Source organism: Salinicola halimionae, from assembly GCF_003206065.1.
Taxonomy (GTDB): Bacteria; Pseudomonadota; Gammaproteobacteria; order Pseudomonadales; family Halomonadaceae; genus Salinicola; species Salinicola halimionae.
In genome coordinates this window covers 448,344-472,093 of sequence record NZ_PZJQ01000005.1, presented here as the reverse complement: position 1 = coordinate 472,093, position 23,750 = coordinate 448,344, and the positions used below count along the sequence as shown (strand labels likewise).

The window sequence follows — 23,750 nt, the reverse complement described above, 5'->3', positions numbered from 1 at the left end:
GCGGGAGCATGCATGAGCGAAGAAATCGAACTCAAACTGGCGCTGTCGCCCCAAGGGCCAGAGCACCTGGGTCATCACCCGCTACTGCAGACGCTGGCGTCGCAAACTGTCGCTCTGGGTAATCAGTATTACGACACGCCGGCAGCGGTGCTGCAGTCTCAGCGCGTCGCGCTGCGTGTTCGACGCCTGGGAGACAATCGCCTGCAGACCCTCAAGAGTGCCGCAGAAAGTCGCGGAGGACTATCGAACCGGGGCGAGTGGGAGTGGTCGATCGACGACGCCGACTGCAATGCGGCCGGCCTCGATCTGCCCGGTCTGCGCGCGCTGAACCACCCTGCCCTTGCCGAAGTAGATCTGGAGGCACTGAGCCCGGTCTTCACGACTGACTTCGAGCGCCGGCTATGGCGTTATCAGGTCGACGACAGCGACATCGAGATTGCGCTGGACCAAGGGACCATTCATGCGGGTGGCGCCAGCCTGCCGATCCTCGAACTCGAACTCGAGTTGAAGCAGGGCCGACCGGAGCAGCTGTGGCAACTCGCCGAGACGCTGTGTGCGGCCGGCAACCCCGGCAGGGGCATGCTACCGGCACGTCCGGCCAATCACAGCAAGGCCAGCCGTGCCGCTCGCCTGAGTCATGGCTGGCCCGAGCCGTCTCCCCGCCAAGAGCCCTCTTCAGGCTCAGAGACCTCCGTGGACGTGCTGATCGACGCTATCGACAATTGGCAGGACAGCCACGATCCCGCCTGGCTTGTCGAGGCCAAGGCGCTGTGCGAACAGCTGGTGCGGCGCTGGAAAGCCGAATGGGACGTAGCGGATCGCGCGTCTGGCCCGTCTGATCTGGCAAAAGATCGGGCCTTGGCAAACGAGAGAATATTAGCGGGCGAGCGAATCCTGGCACGCTTGAGCCAAGACACGATCCCTTGGTGCAGTCAGGATTGGCTGACGCTGAGGCGCCAGGATCCGTCAGTGCCAGACCGGTAATCTGACAATCTTTGAGTGCTTAAGCGGCCGGCGACGTCAGTGACGAACCGTAAGGCCCTCCGGCTGTTGCTCTGGGTCGGAAGGGTCTGGGCGGTGCAAGATCCTCGACCAGCCGATCCAACGGTAGCGGTTGAGAGTAGATATAGCCCTGGATATCGGTGACGCCCCATTCGCGTAGAATTTCCAGAGTGTCACGCTCTTCCACCCCCTCCACGACGATGCGGTAGTCGAGGCGCTGACACAGCGCGACCACTGCCGACAGTACGTGACGTTTGCGCGGTAACGAAGTGACGTTCATCACCAGCTCGCGATCGATCTTGACCGTATCCATGGGCATCGACGTCAGCTGTGCCAACGACGAGTAACCGCTGCCGAAATCGTCCAGGGCGACGCTGATGCCGGCAGCGCGAATTCGGTCCAGAATGCGAAACGCCTTGATCGGGTCGCTGAGAACCGAGGTCTCGGTCACTTCGATCTGAAGCCGACGATAAGAAACACCATGGCGCGCCGACGCCGCGATCATGACATCGAGCAGCTTCGGGTCCATCAGCTGGCGCGTCGAGAGATTGACGCTGAGCAGAAAATCATCGCCAAAGCGCCGGCGAATTTTGTCATCTCTGAGCATCGGCAGCGCCTGCTCCATCAGCATCCCCCATAGCGGCGCAATCAACCCGGAACGTTCCGCGACTTCGATAAAACTGCTGGGTGTCACGATCCCTTCGCTGGGTTCATAGAGACGCATCAGGGCCTCGAAGCCACGGATTTCGCCGGTCACCGCATTGACGATCGGCTGGACGAAGCAGCGCACGCCTCGGGTCGCCAACGCGCCACGGATCAACTGTTCCGCGCGGCTGTTCTGGCGCTCCCAATGGCGGAGCGGCTCACTGTAATAGCGTCGGGAGCCGACATCCGACAGGCGTGCATTGGCCAGCGCCAAACGCGACTGGTGACGCCATTCGTCGACGCTGACCGGCTCGGCCGGATTGAACGCCGCCACTCCACTGACATGCGATAGCCACACTTGCTGGCCATCGATCTCCACCGGCTGCGAGAGCAGTGCCTCGAGGGGTTCGAGGGCGTTATCCAGTCTCTCGATAGCATCCGTCTCGAAAATCATCGCGAAGGTGTGCTCCGGCAACGCGATCAACGCCACCCTGGGAGGTAACTGGCGACGCATTCGCTGAACCAGACCCTGCAGCGCGGCAACGGCGACATCGACCGCCACACCGTCGAACAGCGAGGCCACATTGAGCAGCTGGAACTTGACCAGCGCCATCGGCAATAGCGGTGCCCGTGCCAGCCGTTCCCGCAGCACCATATCGAGATAGGCCCCGTTGGGCAGCTGCGTCAACGGATCGACGAGCCGCTGCTCGGTGGTATCGGTCTGGGTACCGGCCATGCGAATGGCCACGCCGTTGCCATCGCGCTGGCAAAGCCCCCGACACAGCACCATACGCCAAGCTTTTCGAGCATCGCGAATGCGGTATTCGACATTGACCGATGGCGTCAATCCATCAATGTGCTGATATAGCGATCTCTGGACCTCGGCGCGGTCGTCGTCGTGAATCCGCAGCAGCCAATCATCGAGACCACGTTGCTGGCCGTCATGGGGTAGCCCCAGCATGCTCGACCAACGCTGGGACAGCGTGATATTGCCGCTGTCGATGTCCCATTCCCATACGCCGTCGTTGGTGGCGGTCAACACCAGGTTGAGCCGCTGCGTTCGTTCCTCCACGCGGGTTTCGAGTTCGTCTCGAGTGGCCTTGAGATCGCGGATCGTGCGCCGCACCGAATCCAGAACGAAGTTATTGAGCTGAGCCAGTTTCTGCAGTGCGATTTCATCGCTGTCGGTATGGATGTGGAACTCGAAATTACCGTCAACCGCCTGACACAGCTGATTGCTGATGGAATCGACCTGCGCGATCAGGCGCCTTTCACCTTCGTCCGATGCCATCAAGGACTCTTCGCTCATGCCGCTGACTCCTCCGCGAACGTCATGTCGAAGCGACAAGCCTCGTCGCCGCGATGCTGGCAGCGCGTCTCCACCAGTTCGCCGGACTGACCGTACTCTTCAAGCACGCGCAGAAAGAGAGCGCGGTAGAGAGTGCAAAGCCCGTTTGCCGACCGATAATCGACGATCAGTTTCAGCTCGCTTTTCTCGACGACCCGGAACTTGTCGCTCACACGGTCACGCAGATGAGGATCGCGGATACCGGCCCCGAGAGAGGCGTGGATCGCCGGCTGACGTCCCAGGAAGGCTTGCGCCGAATCGGCCATCGAGAAGAATATGGGATAGTGTTGGCGCGTCCATTTGATGAATAGGTCGGCATACAGCGTCATCAACGCATCAAAGTCGAGCTCGAGGTAATCGCCCGCAGCGGCGAAGAAGGCTAGCGTGTCGGCGTCGTCGTAATCCGTATCGATCCGCCGCCCAAGAGACAGCACGCCAGCCTGCGCCGCGATCGATTCCACGGCGGCCTTGCCGTGGTGGATCTCGAGATGGTCAATGAGAACGCGCTGGATCAACCCGATCATGGGAGCACTACCTTGGCGTCAGTTCACGCCTGTGTATAACGCGGAAATGTCGAAACGATTCGGCCAACCGTCAGCATGCATGCTCTGCCGATCAATGAACCTCTGCTAACCCGAAGTATCATTCGCGTTATCGGCACCTGCAAACCGAAATTTAGCGTCATATAGAAGAATTACCGAGGGCATGCGCCTTTCGTGACTTATCGCCAGAACAGGACAGGAACCTCATTGATGCAATCGGGCGACTCATCGCTACGCAAGCGACTGTTTCAAATCATCTTCGAGTCCGACACTCCGCAGGCCAAGGCTTTCGACATCGTGCTCATCACGCTCATTCTGCTGAGCGTGACCACCGTTTTTCTCGACAGCGTGCCGCATCTGCACGAGCGCTTCGGCGAGATTTTCTACCTCGTAGAATGGGGATTCACGCTGATTTTCACACTCGAGCTGGCCCTCAGGCTCTACTGTCTCGATCGGCCATTACGCTACCTTCGCAGCTTCTACGGCGTTCTCGATCTGCTGGCGATTCTACCGACCTGGCTTGCGCTATTCTTGCCCGGCGCGCAGTCGCTACTGGTGGTGCGCGTGTTGCGCGTACTGCGCGTGTTCCGGGTTCTCCGGCTCATGGAATTCGTCGGCGAAGGTCGTTTGCTGGTGGAAGCGCTACAGCGAAGCCAGCGCAAGATTCTGCTGTTTCTGACTACCGTGCTGTTGATCATCACGATCTTCGGCGCGCTCATCTACATGATCGAACCTCCGGAAGCCGGCTTTACCAGCATGCCGCGAGCGATGTACTGGGCGGTCGTCACGTTGACGACGGTAGGCTATGGCGACATCGCACCAATCACGCCGCTGGGGCAGTTCATCTCGGCATTCATGATGGTTCTGGGCTATTCGATCATCGCCGTGCCTACCGGGGTCTTCTCCGCTGAAGTCATTCGCTCGATCCAGCGCGAACGTTACTCGGAAGAGGCCTGCCCAGGCTGCGGTCACGAAGGACACGAGCGAGACGCCAAGTACTGCCGTTTCTGCGGCACCTGGCTCGACGAGGAAACACCGGATCCGCATGCGCCTCGTGAAGAGGATACGCCAGATGACGACGAGAAGAATTCGGACGGTTGACAGAAACAGCCACTTCGAAGCGGTGCCCACGTCGTCATGCTCGCCCGCAGCAATGCGGACAGCGATGCGATGCCCGCCATCGTGACCGGTTTGATCGAGAAGCAGTAAGTCTCTAGGTTGGAACGCTTCCCGGGCCTCGGTCGCTAACCCAAGAGGATACAACATGAACCACAAGACACATTGCAGGAACGCTCAGGCAGGCATCATGAACAAGACAACGAAGATTCTGCTGCCATGGATGCTATCCAGCATCGTGACCCTGGGCATGGCGTCGACGGTCCAGGCCGACGACGTCGACGATAAAACCTGCCCACCGGAAGCCTATGCGATGGCGCTGCGTTATCAACAGCAGTCAGCGGAAATCGAGGCGTTGCAGCGGCAGAGCTACGCGCTGGCCACGGCGAAACTGCAGCAGAAGATCGCGGCGAATCCCGATGTGGATGACCTGGCCATCATGACGGACCTGGACGAGACGGTAATCGACAACTCGGCGCTGCTGGTTCGCGACATGCAGGCCTGTCATGACTTCACCGGCTGGGATACCTGGAAAGTTTGGGAGCGCGAGGGACACCCACGCTTGATTCCCGGCGCGCGGGCCTTCCTGAATTACGCCGATGCCAACGGGGTCACGATTTTCTATGTTTCCGATCGCTATCAGGAAAACAAGGCTTCCACGCTCGACACCCTCGCCGCCCTGCGGCTACCCCAGGTCGACGAAACTCACGTGCGACTTCTGGGGCCGTCCAAGGGTGAAAGGCGTGCAGCGATCGAACGTGACTACGACCTCATCCTGCAACTGGGCGATTCACTGGCTGATTTTTCCAGCGACTTTCATCATGCCGACTTGAAGGACCAGCATCGACGGGTAGCCGAAGACAGCGCCCATTTCGGCGAGGACTGGATCATGTTCCCCAACGCTAGCTACGGCAGCTGGAGCGATGCGGATCTGGAAGCGTGGGCGGCACCGCTGAAGACTCAATGATCGAAGCCATGACGCCATCGACCCTAGGCGAGTGATGGGACTCACGTGCCATGACGCAGTCATGATCTGACGCCGCTGCAACACATTGCGGGGCGCTGTAGCGCCCCGCGTGGATCCATGTGGGTTTCGATAGCCAGGTTCGTCAACACGTTGGAAAGGTAGACTTAGCGGAAAGGAGCCGGGTCCCCCCGCCCTTCGCGCACGATCACCGGAGGGATTTCACGCAGATCGACGACCGTGGTCGGCTCGAGCTGGCAGGCGCCACCGTCGATGATCGCATCCAGATGCGCGCCGAAGCGGTCGCGGATCTCTTCCGCATCGGTCATTGGCCATGACTCCCCCACCGGTATCAACGTCACACTCATCAGTGGCTCTCTCAACGCCTCGAGCAGCGCGTGCGTGATTTTGTGATCCGGCACCCGGACGCCGATCGAGCGTCGCTTGGGATGCAACAGTAGCCGGGGAACTTCGTTGGTGGCATTCAGGATGAAGGTATAGGCACCGGGCGTATGTGACTTGAGCAGCCGAAACACGCTGTTGTCGACCTTTGCGTAAGTGCCGATCTCCGAAAGATCGGAGCAGACCAGAGTGAAATTGTGGCGGTCGTCGAGTTCACGCAACCACTTGATCTTCTCGACCGCCTTCTTCTCGCCGAGTCGGCAACCCAGGGCGTAGCCTGAATCCGTGGGATAGGCGATAACGCCACCCTGATTCAGGATACCGATTGCCTGATCGATCAGACGCTTTTGCGGGTTCTGCGAATGAATCTGGAAAAACTGGGTCATCTCACGCTCTCCTCAAATCACTTCTGAAACCGGGCCTGAAGTCTCTGCTGACATCTCTTGCGAAACGCCTGTCGACGATCGGTTACGCGTGGTCGTTAACCTTGAGAGTAACAGACGTGGCGTCATTCGCCGTTGGCAAAGCCGTGCATGGCGGGGTGGCACCAGACCGGCTTGACGTGGGCGCGCGGTGGCGGGCTGATGGTCCCCGGCGACAGCGGCCCTCCGGGATAGTGAAAATCGCTGCCAATCGATCCGTAGAGGCCGTGGAAGTCGAGCTGCCGCGCCAGATCGTGGGTCGAATCAGGATTCTGATAACCGCTCACGAGCTCTGCGGCTTCGCCGCCAGCGTCGATGAATGCCGAAAATAGCAGATCGCGCTTGCGTCGAGTCATACCGTAACGCAGCGGGTGGGCAACGACAGCGATGCCACCGGCGTCACGAATCCAGCCGACCACCGTGGCCAGTTCCGGCCAGTGCATCTTGACATCACCACGCTTGCCGGTGCCGAGATAACGCTTGAATGCTGCTTTGCGATCCGGCACCAGGCCAGCCGTGACCAGCGCTGCGGCAAAGTCCGGCCGCCCCAGCGGGCGCTCGCTACCGGCCTCGAGCCTCGCCTTCGCCAGCCCATCCTGCAGTCCGATCTTCTCGAGTCGGTGGGCAATCTCGCGGGAGCGCTTCTCGCGAGCGCTGCTCAAGATTTCCAGCCCCGACTCGAAAGCCCGGGAAACGCCCTGGGGCAATAGCCCAACGATATGGATACCGATCCCCCGCCATTGGCAAGAAAGCTCGGCGGCAGAGATCAGGCTGACACCATGGCGCGCGCACTGCTGTCGCGCCTCTTCCACACCCGCTATCGTGTCGTGATCGGTGAGCGCGACATGCGTCAGGCCACGCGCGTGACATAAATCAGCCAGCTCGGTAGGGGAAAGCTTGCCGTCGGACGCGGTAGAGTGAAGATGCAGATCGACCCCGCGAATGCCGTTCAGCGTTTCGGGCAGCACGGTGGACAAGGTCTCGGTATCGTCGATGGGAAAAACGCTCATGGGCATGACGCCAGCCAGCGTCTTTGTCAGAATAGGCCGACTATGGTGAGGGCCGCGACGAGCCGGGTCAATCGTCTGCGCCTTCGCCACCCGCCGGAGGCCTAGCCCGTATGAAACTGTTGTTCGATTTCCTGCCCATCGCGATCTTCTTCGTCGTATATCACCTCAGCGGCGATATCATTACGGCGACGATGGTGCTGATTCCGGCCACCCTGGCCCAGTTGGGAATGGTCTGGTGGCGTCAGCGACGCATCGAGAAGATGCTGCTGATCACCTCGATCATCGTGATCGCCTCGGCCGGAGCCACGATCGCGTTCCATAATCCCGCTTTCATCCAGTGGAAGCCAACCGTCATCAACGCCCTGTTCGGCATCGCCTTTCTGCTGTCGCCGTTATTCGGTGGCCAGACGCTGACCCAGCGAATGATGGGTAAGGCCGTGACGCTTCCGGCAGCCACGTGGCAACGCCTCAACCTGGCCTGGGTGCTATTCTTCTTCGCCATGGCAGCACTCAACGTCTATGTCTTCAGCTACTACGACGAAGCGACGTGGGTCGATTTCAAACTCTTCGGCATGCTGGGCCTGACGTTGCTGTTCGTGATCGGGCAAGCCCTGTTCCTGGCACGCCATCTTTCGTCATCACAATCAGAGGAAGGCTCTTGATGCTATACGCCATTATCAGCGACGACATCGATGACAGTCTGGAGAAGCGACTCTCGGTTCGCCCAGAGCACGTGAAACGGCTGGAGGCGTTGAAAGACCAAGGGCGTCTGATTCTGGCCGGCCCGCACCCCGCCATCGACAGCGACAACCCAGGGGATGCCGGCTTCAGTGGCAGCCTGATCGTGGCAGAGTTCGAATCGCTCGAGGCAGCCCAGCGCTGGGCCGACGCCGACCCCTACGTCGCTGCCGGCGTCTATTCGCGGGTCCGAGTCAAACCGTTCAAGCGAGTTCTGCCCTGACAGTTCTGCAATGACAGGTCTGCAATGACAGGTCTGCGCTGATGGCGTTGCGCTAATAGCGCTTCCCTAGCGCCACAGGATCTCGCCATCGTCATTGACATCGAGATCGGCGTTATCCACAGCAGTCGGCGTGTCGGTTTTGCACACTTGCTGTGGATAACACTGTTGAGATCCCGCGGACGGCTTTGGCTGCGGCCGACAAGCCGTCGTCTGGCGGAAACTGTTCGATTTTTAACCAACACGTTGTCGCCAGACGCAATGGCCATCAACGACCGGGCGTGCCACCCATGGATGCCAAGACGCTATCTGCTCATCGCCGTGCCATTCGTCATGCCCAGCTCGACTGGCGAGCCGACGATAGCGACCTGGATACTCCCTTCTCGACCGATTATGACGACGTCTACTTTTCGCGCCAGGATGGCCGCGATGAGTCTCGCTTCGTCTTCATCGACAACAACGACCTGCCACAGCGTTTTGCCGACTGGCATCATCAGCGTCCGTTCACGATCGGCGAAACCGGCTTCGGCACCGGTCTCAACATGCTGTGCGCCTGGGCCTGCTTCGAAGAGCATGCTGCCGCCGAGGCAAGGCTACATCTGGTTTCGACCGAGAAGCATCCGCTCACCCGTGAAGCGCTCGAGCGAGCCTGGCGCAGCTGGCCGCAACTCTCGCGTCAGGCGGCTGAGTTGATCGCCCAGTGGCCGCCAGCCGTAGCCGGCGTTCATCGCCTGCAACTGGATGCCCGCGTCACCCTCGACCTGCACTTCGGCGACGCGGCGGACGGTCTGTCTGGCCTGGATGGCCAGGTCGATGCCTGGTTCCTCGATGGTTTCGCGCCATCGAAGAACCCCGATATGTGGCGGCCCGAACTGTTCACTGCCATGGCTATCGCCAGCCGGCCAGAGGCCACCTTCGCCACTTTCACCTGTGCCGGTTTCGTTCGCCGCGGACTGGCGGCGGCCGGCTTCCGCTGGCGCAAGGTGCCGGGATTCGGCCGCAAACGCGAGATGCTGCGAGGAGAGCGGGACGAGATACCCCAACCCTACCCTCGAGCCGCCACGCCGTGGTTTCAGCCGCCCGCCATCGGCGCCGCCGGGCATGTCGCGGTCATCGGCGGCGGCATCGCCGGCACCAGCGTCGCCGCCGCGCTGGCCCGACGCGGCAGTCAGGTGACCCTGATCGATCGTACGGATGTCGCGGGCGGGGCGTCGGGCAATCCTCAGGCTGCGCTTTACGTCAAGCTGGCGATCGAGAGCAATCTCCAGAGCCGGTTCTATCTCGCCGCGCTGCTCTATACGCAGCGCTGGCTGGCTCGGCTCGACCCGGAGCGGCGCTGGTGGTCGGATTGCGGGTTGCTGCAACTGGCCGGGGACGCTCGTGATGTCGAGCGCCAGTCTCGATTCCTGCAAAACTACGACCTGCCGCCAGCGGTCGTTTCGCCCAGCGATCCGGCGCGTGCCACCGCCCTCGCCGGCATCGATATCACCCAATCGGCGCTTCACTACGATCAGGGCGGTTGGGTCGACCCGGTAGCGCTGTGTCGCCACCTCGCGGTGACGCCCGGCGTAGAGACACGTCTGGCCGAACTCGATTCGCTACGCCAGACGGAAGCCGGCTGGCAGCTGCAGCTCGGCCGGGAGACGTTGAGCGTCGATCAGGTCGTTTTTGCAACCGGTCACGCCAGTCGCGACTGGCTCGATGGCCTGCCGCTGCAGTCCGTTCGCGGCCAGATATCCACGCTGTCGCTATCCCGACGTTTGCCGCTGCAGCAGGTACTCTGCGCCGAGGGCTACGTGATGCCGGCTCGCGATGGAAAACTCACCTTCGGTGCGACCTTCTCCCCCAACGACGACGACATCGGCCTTCGCCAGCCGGACCACCAACGCAATCTTGACGAACTGGGCCGAACGGCTCCTGCTCTGGCCGAGCTTTTCTCGGGACTGTCTGCCGATGACTGTAGCGGCCGTGCCAGCGTTCGCGCCGCCAGCCCGGACAAGACGCCCTATGCCGGGCCGCTGCCGGACGTTGCTCGCTGGCGACGTGACTACGCCGCGCTGAGCAAGGATGCCAAACGTGCCATCGCCTGTCCGGGCCATCACCATCCCGGGCTGTGGGTGAGTACGGCTCATGGCTCTCGCGGCATGGCCAGTGCGCCGCTTTGCGCCGAGCTGATTGCTTCACGGATTCATGACGAGCCGATGCCGCTGGAGCGCGAGCTCGTCGATCATCTACACCCCGGCCGGCGGATCATCGCCGACCTGATTCGCGGACGCTGACGCCAGATCGACCCGATCCAAGAAGGCGCTCGGGAGAATCTCGACAAGTGGAGAAGCGCTAGCCCGACGTGCCAGATTACGTATCGATCTACGTACCGGGCTCGCCCAGCCGGGCCAGCGCGTCGCCATCGAGGCAGCGATAGGTAAAAGAGGGGCGGCCGATCTGGCCATAGTGGAAGGACTCCTCGAGCACGCCGCGATCCACCAGGTGCTTGAGATACTTGCGCACCGACACCCGCGACATGCCGGTATTCTCGCTCATGGCCTCGGTGGTGAACGGCGAAGCCCCCTGATCCGCGGCGGCCTTCGCTACCTGCGACAGGGAATTCGACGTCAGCCCCTTGGGCAGATCGCCGGGCCGTGTTGGCTGGCTCGAGGTTGTCTCTCGGAATAGCGCGTCCAGATCTCGCTGATGTGCCCGCGCAGGCAGCCGTGAGAGGCGCTGATGCGTCTCCAGACACCGCGCCAGGGCCTCCTTGAAGCGTTCGAATTCGAACGGCTTTACCAGATAGTCGCTGACGCCCAGATGCTTGGCTTCACGCACGGTTTCCATCTCCGAAGCCGCGGTGATCAACACGATCTGGATGTCACGAGCCTGCCGGCGCAGATCGCGCACCAGCGACAGGCCGTTGTGCTCGCGCAGAAAGACATCGAGCAGCAGCAGATCCACCGGTTCCTGCGCCAGGATCTCTCTTGCCGCCGGCAGGTCCTCGCATTGCGCGACCAGGCTGACACCGTCGAGGCGATTGAGAAATTCGACGTTGAGACGCATCACCATTGGATCATCTTCCACAACCAGCACGCGCATGGACTACGTCACTCCATCGGTTACCTGCGTTATGACCATCTCATAGGGTACTGTCACCTCGACCAGGGTGCCACGCCCCAGCGTGGAATAGAGCGCCAGCGTGCCCCCCAGCGATTCGATATGGGTCTTGACCATGGCGAGCCCATACCCGCGCCCTTCGCCCTTGGAAGAGACGCCCTGCTCGATGGCGTGCTGCTGCTGGTCATCGTCCATGCCGCCGCCGTTGTCCGACACGTGCAGCGACAGCGCACCACCATCGACCCCCAGGGTCAGGCTGACCTGCGGCGATTCGCGACCAGCGACGGCTTCGAAGGCGTTTTCCACCAGATTACCGATGATGGAAACCAGCAGATGAAGGATCTCGCTGTCGTCGGGTGCCGGAATTTCGCTCTCCAGCTCGATCTCGAAGGCCACGCGGCGTTCGCGGGCCTCGCTCCCCTTGGCCAGCAGAAAGCCTGCGAGAACGGGATCTCTGACTCCCGCGATCCGCGCCGCTGCCGGAGCGATCAGGGTATCGTCGAGCTCGCGCAGATAGCGTTCCAGCCGTCCCAGATCGCGTAGTTGCACCAGCCCCAGGATGACGTGCAATCGATTCTTGAACTCATGGGTGGAGGCACGTAACGCTTGGGCGTAGCGACTCACGCCAGTCAATTCCTCGGCGAGCCGATTGACCTCGCTGCGATCTCGCAGCGTGACCACGCTGCCGCCCGCCCCGCGTTCGCCACGGATTGGTACACGGTTGACGATCAGCGCCCGGCCATTCAGCGTCAATCGGCGATTGAGCGCAGGCATCGCGCTGTCGAAAAGCTCTTTCAGTGTCGATGCCGGAATGCCCGAACCGTCATCCGCCCCCATAGGATTCAGCAATTGACAGGCCGAAGGGTTGACCAGCGTGACTTGCCCGGCGCCGTTGATCGCCAATACCCCTTCGTGCAGTGACGCCAGCATCGCCTGACGCTCGCGAACCCACTGGGATATCTGATGCGGCTCGAACCCCAACAAAATCCGCTTGATATAGCGCGCCAGACACCAGGCACTCGCGGCACCTACCAGCATCAGCAGCACGATGCCCAGCAACAGCCCCTGACGGCGCTCGGCCAGCAGCAGACCGACGCGATTGAGCGTGACACCGGTCGAAACGGCACCGATCACCGCCCCTTGCGCATCGACCACCGGTGAAAAGCCACGGATACTCACCCCCAAAGTGCCCTCGGAGCGCGAAAGGTAGGATTTACCGTTCAGGGCGGGACCTTCGTCGCCGCCGCGAAAATATCGCCCGACTTCGTCGCGATCGGGGTGCGTCAGGCGCAGATGATCGAGATCCATGACGGTAATGAAGTCCACGCCCAGGCGTTCGCGCAACCTCTCGATCTTCTGGCGCAACGCCGAGTCAGGGTCGTGAACGATCGGACGAGCCTCGAGCGCGGCCTGGACGTCATCGCGATCGGCCAGCACCGCCGCCAGACCGATGACACGCTCGCCCTGAGCCTCTTCCAGGTTGGCACGCAACTGATGGTTGAACAGCAGCAGCGCCACGCCCAACGTCAGCACGATCATGCTGGCGACCAGAATGAATATCTGGGCACTGAGACGCAGACGCTTCACCCGACGCTCCCCGAGCGTAATCGCGGACCAGCATTTCCGTCCGATTCCGTCTTTCGTCGACCGACCCCGAACTCCATCCCCAGCTCCCCTGTAGACACCCCTGAACGACCTCGCCTGACGCATCGACGCACGGCGCCCCTGGCTCCGCGAACACCTGCAAATTTAGACCATGGTGGTATACCCCACGGCATGCGGGTATGCGAGCCGGCCACACATTTCTTTCAATAGTTTATAAAGGCTTTAATAATTTCATAAAACTTGGTCGACACCGTCAGGCCTCTATCCTCGGCTGCGTACCGCCCATCGGGGCGGAAAATACCGCTTACCGCCCTTTGGGCGCGAATCCTTGGGGAGCCAACCATGACTTCGACCGTGACGCAAACCGCGCACGCTGACACCGGCCGTCGAGACAGCTGGCTAGCGACACCGATTTTCGGTATTCCGCTACCGCTTTTTGCCATCGCCACCGGCGTGCTGATTCTCTCCATCGCGACGGAGACGATCCCAACCGGCATGATCGGTGCCCTGCTGGTGATGATGATCTTCGGCGAGCTACTGGGCTTTATCGGCGATCGCCTGCCGATCGTCAAAAGCTATTTGGGTGGCGGCGCCATTCTCGCGATCTTCGGTGCCGCGGCACTGGTCTACGTGCAGTGGTTGCCAACCAGCGTCGTCGATAACGTGACTCAGTTCATGAAAGGCGGCGGTTTCCTCAATTTCTATATCGCCGCGCTGATCACCGGCAGCATTCTGGGCATGGATTCCAAGGTACTGGTCAAGGTCGGCTCTCGTTATGCGCTGCCGCTGATCTGTGCCGTACTGTTCGCGGCACTGTTCGCGGTCGCGGTCGGCTGGGTGATGGGCTTCTCGCCGCAGGACGCGGTGGTCGTCATCGCGTTGCCGATCATGGGCGGTGGCATGGGCGCAGGCGCGGTACCGATGAGCCAGATCTACGAGCAACTGCTGGGCCAGCCGGCCAGCTACTACATTTCGATTCTGGTGCCGGCGCTGGCACTGGGCAACGTCTTCGCGATCATCATCGCCGGCCTGCTCAACGGATTGGCCAATCGTATGCCGAGCCTGACTGGCAACGGCCAGATGATGCCGGGCGTCGAGATCGAAGAGCGCGAGAGCAAGCCGGACCTTTCCAAACTGGGCATCGGTGTCATCGCCGCCCTCACCTTCTTCGTGGCCGGCGAGATTCTGGGTAGCGTCATCCCGCTACACCCTTACGCGTTGATGATCATTCTGGTTGCCGTGCTCAAGATCGCCAATATCGTTCCGGAATCGGTCAACGATGCTGCGGCACAGTGGTTCCAGTTCGTCGCCAAGAACTGGACCTTCGCGCTGCTGTTCGGAATCGGCATTGCCTACACCGACCTTGGCCAAGTGATCGATGCGATCTCCATCACCTATGTGCTGATCGTGCTCGCCGTCGTCGCCGGCGCGGCCTTCGGTGCCGGCCTGGTCGGCAGGCTGGTCGGCTTCTACCCGATTGAATCGGCGATCACCGCAGGTCTATGCATGGCCAACATGGGCGGTACCGGCGACGTCGCCGTGCTCTCCGCGGCCAAGCGCATGCAGCTGATGCCGTTCGCCCAGATCTCGTCACGCCTGGGTGGCGCCCTGATCCTGTTGATCTCCAGCATCGTGGTGCCGCTGTTCTTCACTTGATCCTGTAGCCACGGCCAGTCCAAACGAATGGCCATGTAAAACGGCGCCCCGTNNACGGGGCGCCGTTTTCGTGTCTTCAACTGATCCGCCGAACGCGCGTTCTCAGCCCTCTTCCTCGTCATCGGCGATGTCACGACCGAATCCACGCCACTGCGCCAGCGTCATCACCTCGGTACTCTCGGTCTGCAGATCGTGCACGATCAACAATTCGCCGCGTTCCAGCTGGCGTTTGAGATCACGCACCCAGTCGTGCATGTCCGTCGCCACATCGGTGGTGTCGTAGCCCTGACGCGTGACGAACGTCTCGAGCAGCGCGTCCAGCGTTTCCGCAGGCAACATTCGATGCGGAATTTCGATAAAGCGGTCGCTCATGCTCATGCCTCCCATTCTTTCAGACGCTCGACGAATGTTGCTTCGTCGATCACTTCGACTCCCAGCTCTTCGGCCTTGGCCAGCTTGCTGCCGGCGCCAGGTCCGGCAACGACGGTGGCGGTCTTCTTGGAGACGCTGCCCGCGACCTTGGCGCCCAGCGCCTGCAGACGCTCCTTGCCTTCGTCGCGAGTCATGTCTTCGAGACTGCCGGTCAATACCCAGGTCTGCCCGTCCAGCGGCTGTGGGCGCTCGCCGATCGTCTGCTCTTCCCAGGTCACGCCAACCGCGAGCAGATCGTTCAGCGTCTCCTGATTATGCGGTTGCTGGAAGAACGTATGGATGTGATGCGCCACCACCGGGCCAACATCGTCAACCGCCGTCAACGCTTCCAGCGGCGCGTCACGCAGCGCCTGCAGTACGCCGAAATGGCGCGCCAGACTGGCCGCAGTGGCTTCGCCCACTTCACGAATCCCGATGGCGTAGATGAAACGCGCCAGCGTCGTACGCTTGGCCGTTTCGAGCGACTGCACGAGGTTGTTGGCGGATTTCTCTGCCAGTCGCGGAAGCTCGGCGAGCCGCTCGGCTCTGAGCCGGAACAGATCCGCCGGCGTCTTGACCCATTCACGCTCGACCAGAAGATCGATCAGCTTCTCGCCGAGACCGTCGATATCCAGCGCGCGGCGGCTGGCGAAGTGTTTCAACGCCTCCTTGCGCTGCGCCGGGCAGTAAAGGCCGCCGGAACACCGTGCGGCGACCTCACCCTCGAGCCGCTCGATCTGCGAACCGCAGACCGGGCACTCGGCGGGCATCTCGATGGCTCGGGTTTCGTGTGGACGCTGCGACTCGACGATTCCCACGATCTGAGGGATCACATCGCCGGCGCGCCGCACGATCACGGTATCGCCGATACGTACGCCGAGACGCTCGATCTCGTCCATGTTATGCAGCGTCGCATTGGACACCGTCACCCCGGCCACCTGCACCGGCTCCAGCTTGGCGACCGGCGTCAGCGTGCCGACGCGACCGACCTGAAACGTGACGTCGTTGAGCGTCGTGGTCTGCTCCTGGGCCGGGTATTTATAGGCGATGGCCCAGCGTGGCGCGCGGGAAACGAAGCCAAGTTCACGCTGATCGCGCAAACTGTCGATCTTGAGTACCGCGCCGTCGATATCGTAATCGAGCCCTTCACGCCGCTCGCCCAATGTGTGACAGAACTCCACCACGCCGCGGGCACCCTCGACCACCTTGAGCAGCGGGCTGGTGCGGAAGCCCAGTTCGCGCAGCCGTTCCAGATAATCCGAGTGGGATCGGGCGCTGTCGTCGCCCTCGATCCGGGCAACCTGATAGGCACAGAACTCTAGCGGTCGCTTGGCAGCGATCGCGGAATTCAGCTGGCGTAGGCTGCCGGCGGCGGCGTTACGCGGATTGGCAAAGACCTTGTCCCCCTGCTCTCGAGCACGCTCGTTCATCGCCTCGAAGCCTGAGTGGCGCATATAGACTTCGCCGCGCACTTCGATCAGCGGCGGTACCGACTTGCCGCGCAGCTTGAGGGGGATGGAATGGAGCGTGCGCAAATTCAACGTGACATCCTCGCCGGTGCGGCCATCACCGCGAGTCGCACCCTGGACCAATTGCCCGTTTTCATAGACCAGTGATACCGCCAGGCCATCAAGCTTGGGCTCGCAGCAAAACCGGACGGTCTCCGCATCACTCTCGAGCTTGTCGGCCACCCGTTTGACGAACGCCGAAAGTTCCTCTTCGCTGAAGGCGTTGTCCAACGACAGCATTGGCACGGCATGCGTCACTTCATGAAAGCGATCTGCCGGCCGCGCGCCGACTCGCTGCGTCGGAGAGTCCGGCGTCACCAGCTCGGGATGGTCAGCCTCGAGTGACTGCAACTCACTCAGCAGCTTGTCGTATTCGATATCCGGGATCTGCGGCTGGTCTTCGACGTAGTAATGATAGTTGGCATCGTCCAACTGCTGGCGCAGGGCATCGGCCCGCTCGCGGACCGCTTGGGGGATCTGGCTCATGACGCTCGATTCGATCGCTGCAAAAAAGTGGTAAGCATTGTAGCGGAAGCCGGTCGCGACTGCCCTAGCGCCCGATGTTCGAGGAAGACGGAAACGACGACGGGGCCGTCAGGCCCCGTCGCTCGATCCCGCGAGTGGTCGGATCAATTGGCTTGGTAGCGACGCAACCGATGGCGGCGTTCGAACTCCTGCACACGCTGACGTGCAAACTCGATCGTCTGGGCGGTCATCACGCTGTGGTTTTCATCCTTGAGCTCGCCACCGAGATTACGCACCAACACCATGGCGGTTTCCAGCATCGCCTCGAAGGCGGCTGACGTATCGTTGGCACCTGGGAGCGGCATCAGGAAGGTGACGCCCGGCGTCACGATTTCCTGCATGTTATCGAGATCGAAGACACCCGGCTTGAGCACGTTGACCATCGAGAACTGCAGCTCGCTGTCGTCGGATTCGGTCTCGTATCGATGGAAAATCCCCATCTCACTGAACCGCAATCCACACGCCAGCATCAGGTTGAGCAGATCGGCACCGTCAAAACCATCCTCTGTCCGCGCCAGCACGCTGATGACGATGATTTCCTCGGCATGCGCCAGCGTCTCACGGGCGCGCGCCGCACTGACGTGATGCCGTTTGGCACGTTCGACAGCCGGATGCTGTGTCACCACATCATGACGCGGCGCTTCATCGGCATCTTCTCTCGAAGCGGTGACCGGCGTCGCATCATCGACGGCGTTGGTAGACTCGCGATCCGACTCCAACGGCACCGATTCAGCTTCCGCAATCGGCTCGCGCTGCTCCGATGCCCAGTCACCATCCCGCGGCACCAGCGTGGTGATCTGCAGCCGAGTTGGCACGTCGGCGATCTCGGCGTCCTGCGGCGTCAGGCGTGGCTCCTGATGCGCTCTCTCGTGGTGCTCCGAATCGCGAACACGCGCTTCTTCGGCATCGCGCCTGGCGTCTTCGCGTTTGTGACTCAGCCGCTGAGCCGAATCACTGAACCGCTTGGCACCGGCACGGACCGCGTTCTTGACCTTTTGCTGCACGTCGACCTTGTGCTGCATGTCGGCAAACGAGGGCCGCGTTCCGCGATCGAGAATGCTGCTCTGCAGCTCCTCTTTCGGAATTCGCTCCTGACGTTTGGGTTCGGAAGGCCTGACCGGCTCCGAGCCATTGCCGCTGCGCTCGAACGTCGCCGGACGTACGATACGTGCCCCTCCATTGGGCAATTCCCAGTTGACCTCGGCCTCACGGGCCGCCTGTTCCGGATCCACTTCGGATCCGTCGTCGGTTCCACTGTCTCCGATCGCCTGATCTAGGCGCGGAACCCGACGTTGGCGCTGAAGGCGACGGAAGCCATCGATCACGATGGTCGCCACCAAAACCAGCCCCAGGATGATCAGCCACTCTCTTAGTTCCATGGGTCGTCTTGCCTGTTCGCGGTGCCACTATGCTGGAAGAGGACAACATGCTCACGGCATGTTGGCTCTAGCATAGCGTGATTTGTCAAAAATGGGCTACTTTTTTTCTTTGTCAAGTGAAGTTTTGCCCATCAGCAATCACCCTTCAATTCCATCCCATGGGCGACATCCTATTACGTCATTAGCCGGTTTGGCTATTTTCGACAACATCAGGACGCCTCCACCATCGATGCGGCTTCATCCACACCCACCGAAACCAGACGCGAGACGCCCGGCTCTTGCATGGTCACTCCCATCAATCGCTCGGCAGCTTCCATCGCAATTTTATTATGCGTGATGAAGATGAACTGAACGCTCTCGGACATTTCCTTGACCAGTTTCGCATAGCGCCCCACGTTCGCATCATCGAGTGGCGCATCGACTTCATCGAGCATGCAAAAAGGGGCCGGATTGAGCTGGAAGATGGCAAATACCAATGACAACGCCGTCAGCGCTTTTTCTCCCCCGGAAAGCAGATGAATGGTGCTGTTTTTCTTGCCCGGGGGGCGTGCCATGATCGCCACGCCCGTCTCCAGCAAATCCTCCCCCGTGAGCGTCAACCACGCGGCCCCGCCGCCGAAGACTCGCGGAAAAAGTGCCATCAGACCCTGGTTCACTTGCTCGAAAGTCTGCTTGAAACGGGTGCGTGTCTCTTGATCGATACGCTTGATAGCACGCTCCAGCGTATCGATCGCCTCGCGCAGTTCGGCGTGCTGGGCTTCGAGATAATCGCGCCGTTCGGCTTGCTGTTCGTACTCTTCGATCGCCGCCAGGTTGATGGCGCCGAGCCGGCGGATGCGCTCAGCGGCGCCTTCCAGGCGAGTCTGCCAGGCAGATTCCGTGGCATCGGGATCCAGATTTTCCTGCAGGGAGTCAATGTCCTGTTGCTGCTCTGCCAACGTTTCCCGCTGGGCATCCGCCTTGAGGGTCAACGCCTGCACCTGCATCCGCGCTTCCTGCAGCCGCTGGCGCAAGCCTTCCAGCTGACGCTCGTGCTGCTGGCGATCCATTTCCGTCTGGCGCAGCGTCTCGCCGATCTGATTGGCGCGATCCCGGCATTGGTTGAGCGCGGCTTCCTGCTGCGATCGCGTCTCGAGCAACTGCTCCAGGCGCTCCCGCTGCTCATCGCCGGGCTCATGCAGGGTTTCGCGCTGCTCTCGCAACAGCTCGCAGCGCTCGGCGAGTCTGGAGAGTTGCTCTCGACTTCGCTCTGCCTGTTGCTGCAGTTCGCCGCGCTGTGCCTCGAGACGCTGGCGCTCCAGGGCCAGCTGCTGCTGCGTCTGACGTGCCTGCTGCTGTTGCTGACGAAGTTCCGCCAACCGGGACTGACTCTGCTCACGGGCCGCTTGCCGGGCATCGCGCTCGGCGCTGCTCGCCTCGACCTGATCGAGCGCCTGCTGCCAACGTTCCCGCGACTCCTCCAGTTCCAGCGTCTGGGCCGCGTGTCGGTCCTGTCCCTGCGCCTGCTCGGTATCGAACTCCTTCAGACGCGAGGCAACATGCTCGAGACGACTATCCAGGGTCGCCAACCGGGTCGACTGCCTCTGACGCTGCTCGGCCAGTTCGCGCTCTTCCTGCCGCAGGGTTTCCAACGCCGCTTCGCTGGCATCGATCTCGGACTGCCATTGGGTGATCCGTGCCTGACACTCGGCCAGCGTGGTTCCGAGCCTCGCCAGATCTTCGACCAGGGCGTCGCGTCGCTGACGCTGCAGCAACACGCTGTCCGCGTTGGCGTCGTCTCGCCCAAGGCGCCTGGCCCAGCCTCGCGCCAGCCACAACCCATCCCGGGTGATCACGCTCTTACCTTGGGGCAGGTCGGCCGCCATTTGCCAGGCGACTTCCGGGTCATCGACGCACTGGATCGACGATAACAGTGTCGACAGCGCACCGGCGCCGCTTACCCTGGCCCCCAAGGACTCCGCCGGTGCGTGATCCAGTGCGTGGTCCGAAACTACCGGCAGTTCACCGCTCGTCAATGACGTCATCGGCTCACGCGCGATTTCCGGGTCTGCCAGACGCGCCTTGAGCCAGGGAGCCAGCACCCAGGCCACCGTTCGTTCCCAGCCGGCCGCCACCTCGAGACGCTCGGCAATTCGCGGAGCACTGCCCAGTGGATGGTCGAGGAGATGTTCGGCAAGACTGGCGTCGTCATCGTTCAGCGCCGCCTCGATAAGCGCCTCGAGCGAGGCAAGCTCTCCCTGGCAGCGATGCTGTCGCTCACGCTCGCTATCTCTGGTCACCTGTGCTTCGGCTTGGCTTTCTCGGACGTGCTCGCGCGATTGCCAACGCTCCTCGCGGCGAATTTCCAGCGTCTGTTGCCGCTCATCGAGGATGGCCAAGGCTTCCTGCAGCGACTCCCTTTCCGCGTCGAGAACGCTGACGTCCGGCAGTTCAGAGCGCTGCTCGCGACGATGCTCCAGCTCGCGGGTCAACTCTCCGAGCTGGCGATCGAGACGTTGGATCGTTTCCTGTTCACGCTCGGCTCGATGGCGGGCTTCCCGATCCCGCTCACTGAATGCCTCCCACTGCTGCTGGCCTTCATGCGCCGCCGCTTCAGCCTCCTCGAGCTGACTTTCCAACGTCAGCAGCGCCTCGTCCGCGATCTCGGCGTCGGGCAACAGCGTTTCCAGCCGAGCATCCAGCTCTTCACGGCGCGCCGCATCCTGCTCGACCAGCTGCGCCAGCGAATCACGCTCGCGCTGGGCGCTATCGAGGTCGCTGGAAAGTTGCCGTTCGCGCTGCCTGGCATGTTCGAGAGACTGCTCCCGCCGAGCGATGTCGGCACCGGTCTGGTAGAACGCGGCCTGATGCGTTTCCAGTTCGGCGGCCACGAGGTCGTGCGTTTCGCGGTCCTCTACTAGCCGCGTTTCACATTGACGTTGCCCGAGGATCTCGCGCTCGACCTGGATTTCGCAGTCGCGCACGCGCGTCTCTTCCTCGCGCTGCTGGCTGCGCAACGCCCGTTCCCGCAGCAACGCCAGCTCGCCGCGCAGGCGATGCTCTTCCGATTTCAAGGTGCGATAACGCCGTGCGGCCTCGGCCTGACGCTTGAGCCGTTCGAGCTGCTTGTCGAGCTCCTCGCGGATATCGTCGAGACGCTCGAGATTCTCCTGGGTACGCCGCAGACGATTTTCGGTTTCCCGCCGACGCTCCTTGTACTTGGAGATACCCGCCGCCTCTTCCAGCGTATTGCGCAGTTCCTCCGGACGCGCCTCGACCAGCCGGGAAATCATGCCCTGACCGATGATCGCGTAGGAGCGCGGCCCGAGGCCGGTGCCCAGGAAAATATCGGCGATATCGCGACGGCGACATTTCTGGCCGTTGAGGAAATAGCTGGACTGCGCCTCGCGAGTGACCAGGCGCTTGACCGCGATCTCGTTGTAGCTGGCATAAGCCCCGCCGAGATCACCGTCGCGATTGTCGAAAACCAGTTCGATGGAGGCCTGGCCGATGGGAGAGCGGCCGGTGGAGCCATTGAAGATGACATCGGTCATCGACTCGCCGCGCAGCGTCTTGGCGGAGGACTCGCCCATTACCCAGCGCACCGCATCGATGATGTTGGATTTACCGCAGCCGTTGGGTCCGACGATGGCGGTCATATTGCCGTCGAACGGTACCGTGACCGGATCGACGAACGACTTGAAGCCGGCCAGTTTGATGGACTTGAGGCGCATGCGGTCAGTGAAGCTCCTGGGCCTGGTGACGCGGCGGCGAGCCGCCTGCCATGGCGGCCCGCCACAGCAGGTTTCGGCAGAGCCTAAGGCACCGCGTGATCGATATCCAGCGTCAGTGTCGCGGAATAGCCGACCGCAACATCACTGTGGAGTAAGGTATCGACTTGTCGCCGGCGCTTGCCTTGCTATGATGGCGCCACCACCTCGGGAGAAGACGATGACAAACGCCGCACCGAGCTATCTACAGCGCCAGCCGAATCTGCCGCTGATCGACGGCAACTGGGAACCCATCGACGCGACCGACATGGTCGAGATCCCGTTACTCGGCCAGGTCGCAGCCGGCCTCCCGATGGAAGCCTGCCTCGACAATGCCACCGTTCACGTTCCAGCGAAGCTGGTCCGACGCAACACCTACGCCCTGCGCGTGCGCGGCGACTCGATGATCGACAGCAATATCTTCGATGGCGACGTGATCATCATCGAACGCTATGAATCGGCGGAGAACGGCGAGACCGCCGTAGTGCTGATCAACAACCACGAAGTGACGCTGAAAAAGCTGTTCATTGAGAAGTCCGGCGTTCGTCTGCAGCCTGCCAACGACACCATGCCGCCGATCTTTCTGAAAAACGAAGACGTTCAGGTGCTCGGTCTGGTCATGGGCGTGATGCGCAACCCGCCGCAAGCCGCCTGATGCGCTATCCGATTCCCGATCTGGCGCCGCGAGCGCACCACGTCAACAGCGTCGAGATCGAGAAGAGTCGGTTCATCTGCTGGCTCGCTCACACCCCCGATATCGCCGCCTTCGAGGCGCTGCTGAGCGAGGCGCGCGCTGCGCACTCCGATGCCAGCCATCACTGTTCCGCGTTCATCGCCGGTCCACCGGGCGAGCAAGTCGCCATTGGTTTTTCGGATGACGGGGAGCCGGGCGGCACCGCAGGTCGGCCGATGTTCCAGGCGCTGGAAGGCAGCAGCATGGGCCAGATCGGCGCCGTGGTAACCCGCTACTTCGGCGGCACCAAACTGGGCACCGGCGGGCTGGTGCGCGCCTACACCCAGGCCGTGCTCAAGGCGCTGGATACGCTTCCCCGGCGCGAATTCACCGAACGGCGTGTCGTCGCGATCCAGGTCGACTTCAGCAACGAGGCCGAAGCCCGCCACTGGCTAACCGAACGTGACATCCCCGTCACCGATGCCGAGTACGATAGCCACGGCGCACGGCTAACGCTGGCGTGGCCGGCAGACGACAGCGTCCCGATGACGGCACTGGAACAGCGACTCAAGGGGGCGCTGGCAAGGCTCTGAGCGTCGACGCGAACGCTCGATCCTGAGACCCGAGCCCCGAGCTCCACGACTCACACGCCCTTCCTGCCACTCTCGCAGCCATTCTGCATCCGATTCCCCTGGCCATCCGGCGCGCGATGCATCGCTTGCGACACTAA

19 protein-coding genes are annotated in these 23,750 nt (G+C 61.8%); 9 read left to right on the top strand and 10 right to left on the bottom strand.

Features of this window, described 5'->3' with window-relative positions:
- Positions 1–12 precede the first annotated feature (12 nt).
- On the top strand, positions 13–984 hold the full coding sequence (locus DOM27_RS15010) for a CYTH domain-containing protein (RefSeq protein WP_110657114.1): 972 nt from the start codon (positions 13–15) through the stop codon (positions 982–984).
- Between the two features lie 19 nt (positions 985–1,003).
- Here the strand turns inward: DOM27_RS15010 and DOM27_RS15005 are convergent, their stop codons facing one another.
- Positions 1,004–2,956, bottom strand: a complete 1,953-nt coding sequence (locus DOM27_RS15005) for a GGDEF domain-containing phosphodiesterase (protein WP_110657113.1) — start codon at positions 2,954–2,956, stop codon at positions 1,004–1,006.
- Complete coding sequence (locus DOM27_RS15000; RefSeq protein WP_110657110.1) at positions 2,953–3,519, bottom strand: heme NO-binding domain-containing protein; 567 nt, start codon at positions 3,517–3,519, stop codon at positions 2,953–2,955. The genes DOM27_RS15005 and DOM27_RS15000 overlap by 4 nt, the downstream gene beginning before the upstream one ends.
- 228 nt (positions 3,520–3,747) lie before the next feature.
- Between DOM27_RS15000 and DOM27_RS14995 the strand changes: the two genes are divergently transcribed.
- Both DOM27_RS14995 and DOM27_RS14990 read left to right on the top strand, forming a co-directional pair.
- Complete coding sequence (locus DOM27_RS14995) at positions 3,748–4,638, top strand: ion transporter (RefSeq protein ID WP_110657108.1); 891 nt, start codon at positions 3,748–3,750, stop codon at positions 4,636–4,638.
- Positions 4,639–4,843: 205 nt separating this feature from the next.
- A complete protein-coding gene (locus DOM27_RS14990) occupies positions 4,844–5,620 on the top strand; it encodes an HAD family acid phosphatase (protein WP_110657106.1) in 777 nt (258 codons plus the stop codon).
- Positions 5,621–5,784: 164 nt separating this feature from the next.
- Here the strand turns inward: DOM27_RS14990 and DOM27_RS14985 are convergent, their stop codons facing one another.
- Together DOM27_RS14985 and DOM27_RS14980 are read right to left on the bottom strand one after the other, a co-directional pair.
- The gene (locus DOM27_RS14985; protein ID WP_110657104.1) at positions 5,785–6,405 is read right to left on the bottom strand and encodes an L-threonylcarbamoyladenylate synthase; all 621 of its coding nucleotides are present in this window, start codon (positions 6,403–6,405) and stop codon (positions 5,785–5,787) included.
- 122 nt (positions 6,406–6,527) lie between these two features.
- Complete coding sequence (locus DOM27_RS14980; RefSeq protein WP_110657102.1) at positions 6,528–7,451, bottom strand: PHP domain-containing protein; 924 nt, start codon at positions 7,449–7,451, stop codon at positions 6,528–6,530.
- A gap of 110 nt (positions 7,452–7,561) precedes the next feature.
- Between DOM27_RS14980 and DOM27_RS14975 the strand changes: the two genes are divergently transcribed.
- From DOM27_RS14975 to mnmC, 3 genes are all read left to right on the top strand, one after another.
- Complete coding sequence (locus DOM27_RS14975; protein ID WP_110657100.1) at positions 7,562–8,113, top strand: septation protein A; 552 nt, start codon at positions 7,562–7,564, stop codon at positions 8,111–8,113.
- A complete protein-coding gene (locus DOM27_RS14970; protein WP_110657098.1) occupies positions 8,113–8,412 on the top strand; it encodes a YciI family protein in 300 nt (99 codons plus the stop codon). Before DOM27_RS14975 ends, DOM27_RS14970 begins: the two co-directional genes overlap by 1 nt.
- Positions 8,413–8,699: 287 nt before the next feature.
- Positions 8,700–10,688, top strand: coding sequence for a bifunctional tRNA (5-methylaminomethyl-2-thiouridine)(34)-methyltransferase MnmC2/FAD-dependent 5-carboxymethylaminomethyl-2-thiouridine(34) oxidoreductase MnmC1 (mnmC, locus tag DOM27_RS14965; protein WP_110657096.1), 1,989 nt, complete (start codon positions 8,700–8,702; stop codon positions 10,686–10,688).
- Between the two features lie 88 nt (positions 10,689–10,776).
- Here the strand turns inward: mnmC and DOM27_RS14960 are convergent, their stop codons facing one another.
- Both DOM27_RS14960 and DOM27_RS14955 read right to left on the bottom strand, forming a co-directional pair.
- Entirely contained in the window at positions 10,777–11,496 is a 720-nt protein-coding gene (locus DOM27_RS14960) for a response regulator (RefSeq protein ID WP_110657094.1), read from the bottom strand.
- Positions 11,497–11,499: 3 nt separating this feature from the next.
- A complete protein-coding gene (locus DOM27_RS14955) occupies positions 11,500–13,101 on the bottom strand; it encodes an ATP-binding protein (protein ID WP_245392745.1) in 1,602 nt (533 codons plus the stop codon).
- A 360-nt stretch (positions 13,102–13,461) separates the two neighbouring features.
- On the opposite strand from DOM27_RS14955, the gene DOM27_RS14950 reads away from it, so the two are divergent.
- Positions 13,462–14,775, top strand: a complete 1,314-nt coding sequence (locus tag DOM27_RS14950) for a 2-hydroxycarboxylate transporter family protein (protein WP_110657090.1) — start codon at positions 13,462–13,464, stop codon at positions 14,773–14,775.
- A gap of 102 nt (positions 14,776–14,877) precedes the next feature.
- Here DOM27_RS14950 and DOM27_RS14945 read toward each other — a convergent pair whose 3' ends face one another.
- The 4 genes from DOM27_RS14945 to smc form a co-directional block, all read right to left on the bottom strand.
- Positions 14,878–15,147 (bottom strand): YheU family protein, encoded by a 270-nt coding sequence (locus DOM27_RS14945; RefSeq protein ID WP_110657845.1) that lies wholly within the window; start codon positions 15,145–15,147, stop codon positions 14,878–14,880.
- A 2-nt stretch (positions 15,148–15,149) separates the two neighbouring features.
- Positions 15,150–17,180 carry an NAD-dependent DNA ligase LigA gene (ligA, locus tag DOM27_RS14940; RefSeq protein WP_110657087.1) on the bottom strand — a complete coding sequence of 677 codons (2,031 nt, stop codon included), beginning with the start codon at positions 17,178–17,180 and terminating at the stop codon, positions 15,150–15,152.
- Positions 17,181–17,323: 143 nt separating this feature from the next.
- Positions 17,324–18,598, bottom strand: a complete 1,275-nt coding sequence (gene zipA / locus DOM27_RS14935) for a cell division protein ZipA (protein ID WP_110657085.1) — start codon at positions 18,596–18,598, stop codon at positions 17,324–17,326.
- A gap of 209 nt (positions 18,599–18,807) precedes the next feature.
- Entirely contained in the window at positions 18,808–22,311 is a 3,504-nt protein-coding gene (smc, locus tag DOM27_RS14930) for a chromosome segregation protein SMC (protein ID WP_110657083.1), read from the bottom strand.
- A gap of 217 nt (positions 22,312–22,528) precedes the next feature.
- On the opposite strand from smc, the gene DOM27_RS14925 reads away from it, so the two are divergent.
- Both DOM27_RS14925 and DOM27_RS14920 read left to right on the top strand, forming a co-directional pair.
- Positions 22,529–23,002 (top strand): LexA family protein, encoded by a 474-nt coding sequence (locus tag DOM27_RS14925; protein ID WP_075562436.1) that lies wholly within the window; start codon positions 22,529–22,531, stop codon positions 23,000–23,002.
- Positions 23,002–23,613: an IMPACT family protein gene (locus DOM27_RS14920; RefSeq protein ID WP_110657081.1), complete on the top strand. Its 612-nt coding sequence runs from the start codon at positions 23,002–23,004 to the stop codon at positions 23,611–23,613. The genes DOM27_RS14925 and DOM27_RS14920 overlap by 1 nt, the downstream gene beginning before the upstream one ends.
- Positions 23,614–23,750: the final 137 nt, after the last annotated feature.

Coding starts and splice junctions, on each gene's coding strand:
- DOM27_RS15010 (WP_110657114.1), top strand. CDS start 13: ATGAGCGAAGAAATCGAACTCAAACTGGCGCTGTCGCCCCAAGGGCCA.
- DOM27_RS15005 (WP_110657113.1), bottom strand. CDS start 2,956: ATGAGCGAAGAGTCCTTGATGGCATCGGACGAAGGTGAAAGGCGCCTG.
- DOM27_RS15000 (WP_110657110.1), bottom strand. CDS start 3,519: ATGATCGGGTTGATCCAGCGCGTTCTCATTGACCATCTCGAGATCCAC.
- DOM27_RS14995 (WP_110657108.1), top strand. CDS start 3,748: ATGCAATCGGGCGACTCATCGCTACGCAAGCGACTGTTTCAAATCATC.
- DOM27_RS14990 (WP_110657106.1), top strand. CDS start 4,844: ATGAACAAGACAACGAAGATTCTGCTGCCATGGATGCTATCCAGCATC.
- DOM27_RS14985 (WP_110657104.1), bottom strand. CDS start 6,405: ATGACCCAGTTTTTCCAGATTCATTCGCAGAACCCGCAAAAGCGTCTG.
- DOM27_RS14980 (WP_110657102.1), bottom strand. CDS start 7,451: ATGAGCGTTTTTCCCATCGACGATACCGAGACCTTGTCCACCGTGCTG.
- DOM27_RS14975 (WP_110657100.1), top strand. CDS start 7,562: ATGAAACTGTTGTTCGATTTCCTGCCCATCGCGATCTTCTTCGTCGTA.
- DOM27_RS14970 (WP_110657098.1), top strand. CDS start 8,113: ATGCTATACGCCATTATCAGCGACGACATCGATGACAGTCTGGAGAAG.
- mnmC (WP_110657096.1), top strand. CDS start 8,700: ATGGATGCCAAGACGCTATCTGCTCATCGCCGTGCCATTCGTCATGCC.
- DOM27_RS14960 (WP_110657094.1), bottom strand. CDS start 11,496: ATGCGCGTGCTGGTTGTGGAAGATGATCCAATGGTGATGCGTCTCAAC.
- DOM27_RS14950 (WP_110657090.1), top strand. CDS start 13,462: ATGACTTCGACCGTGACGCAAACCGCGCACGCTGACACCGGCCGTCGA.
- DOM27_RS14945 (WP_110657845.1), bottom strand. CDS start 15,147: ATGAGCGACCGCTTTATCGAAATTCCGCATCGAATGTTGCCTGCGGAA.
- ligA (WP_110657087.1), bottom strand. CDS start 17,180: ATGAGCCAGATCCCCCAAGCGGTCCGCGAGCGGGCCGATGCCCTGCGC.
- zipA (WP_110657085.1), bottom strand. CDS start 18,598: ATGGAACTAAGAGAGTGGCTGATCATCCTGGGGCTGGTTTTGGTGGCG.
- smc (WP_110657083.1), bottom strand. CDS start 22,311: ATGCGCCTCAAGTCCATCAAACTGGCCGGCTTCAAGTCGTTCGTCGAT.
- DOM27_RS14925 (WP_075562436.1), top strand. CDS start 22,529: ATGACAAACGCCGCACCGAGCTATCTACAGCGCCAGCCGAATCTGCCG.
- DOM27_RS14920 (WP_110657081.1), top strand. CDS start 23,002: ATGCGCTATCCGATTCCCGATCTGGCGCCGCGAGCGCACCACGTCAAC.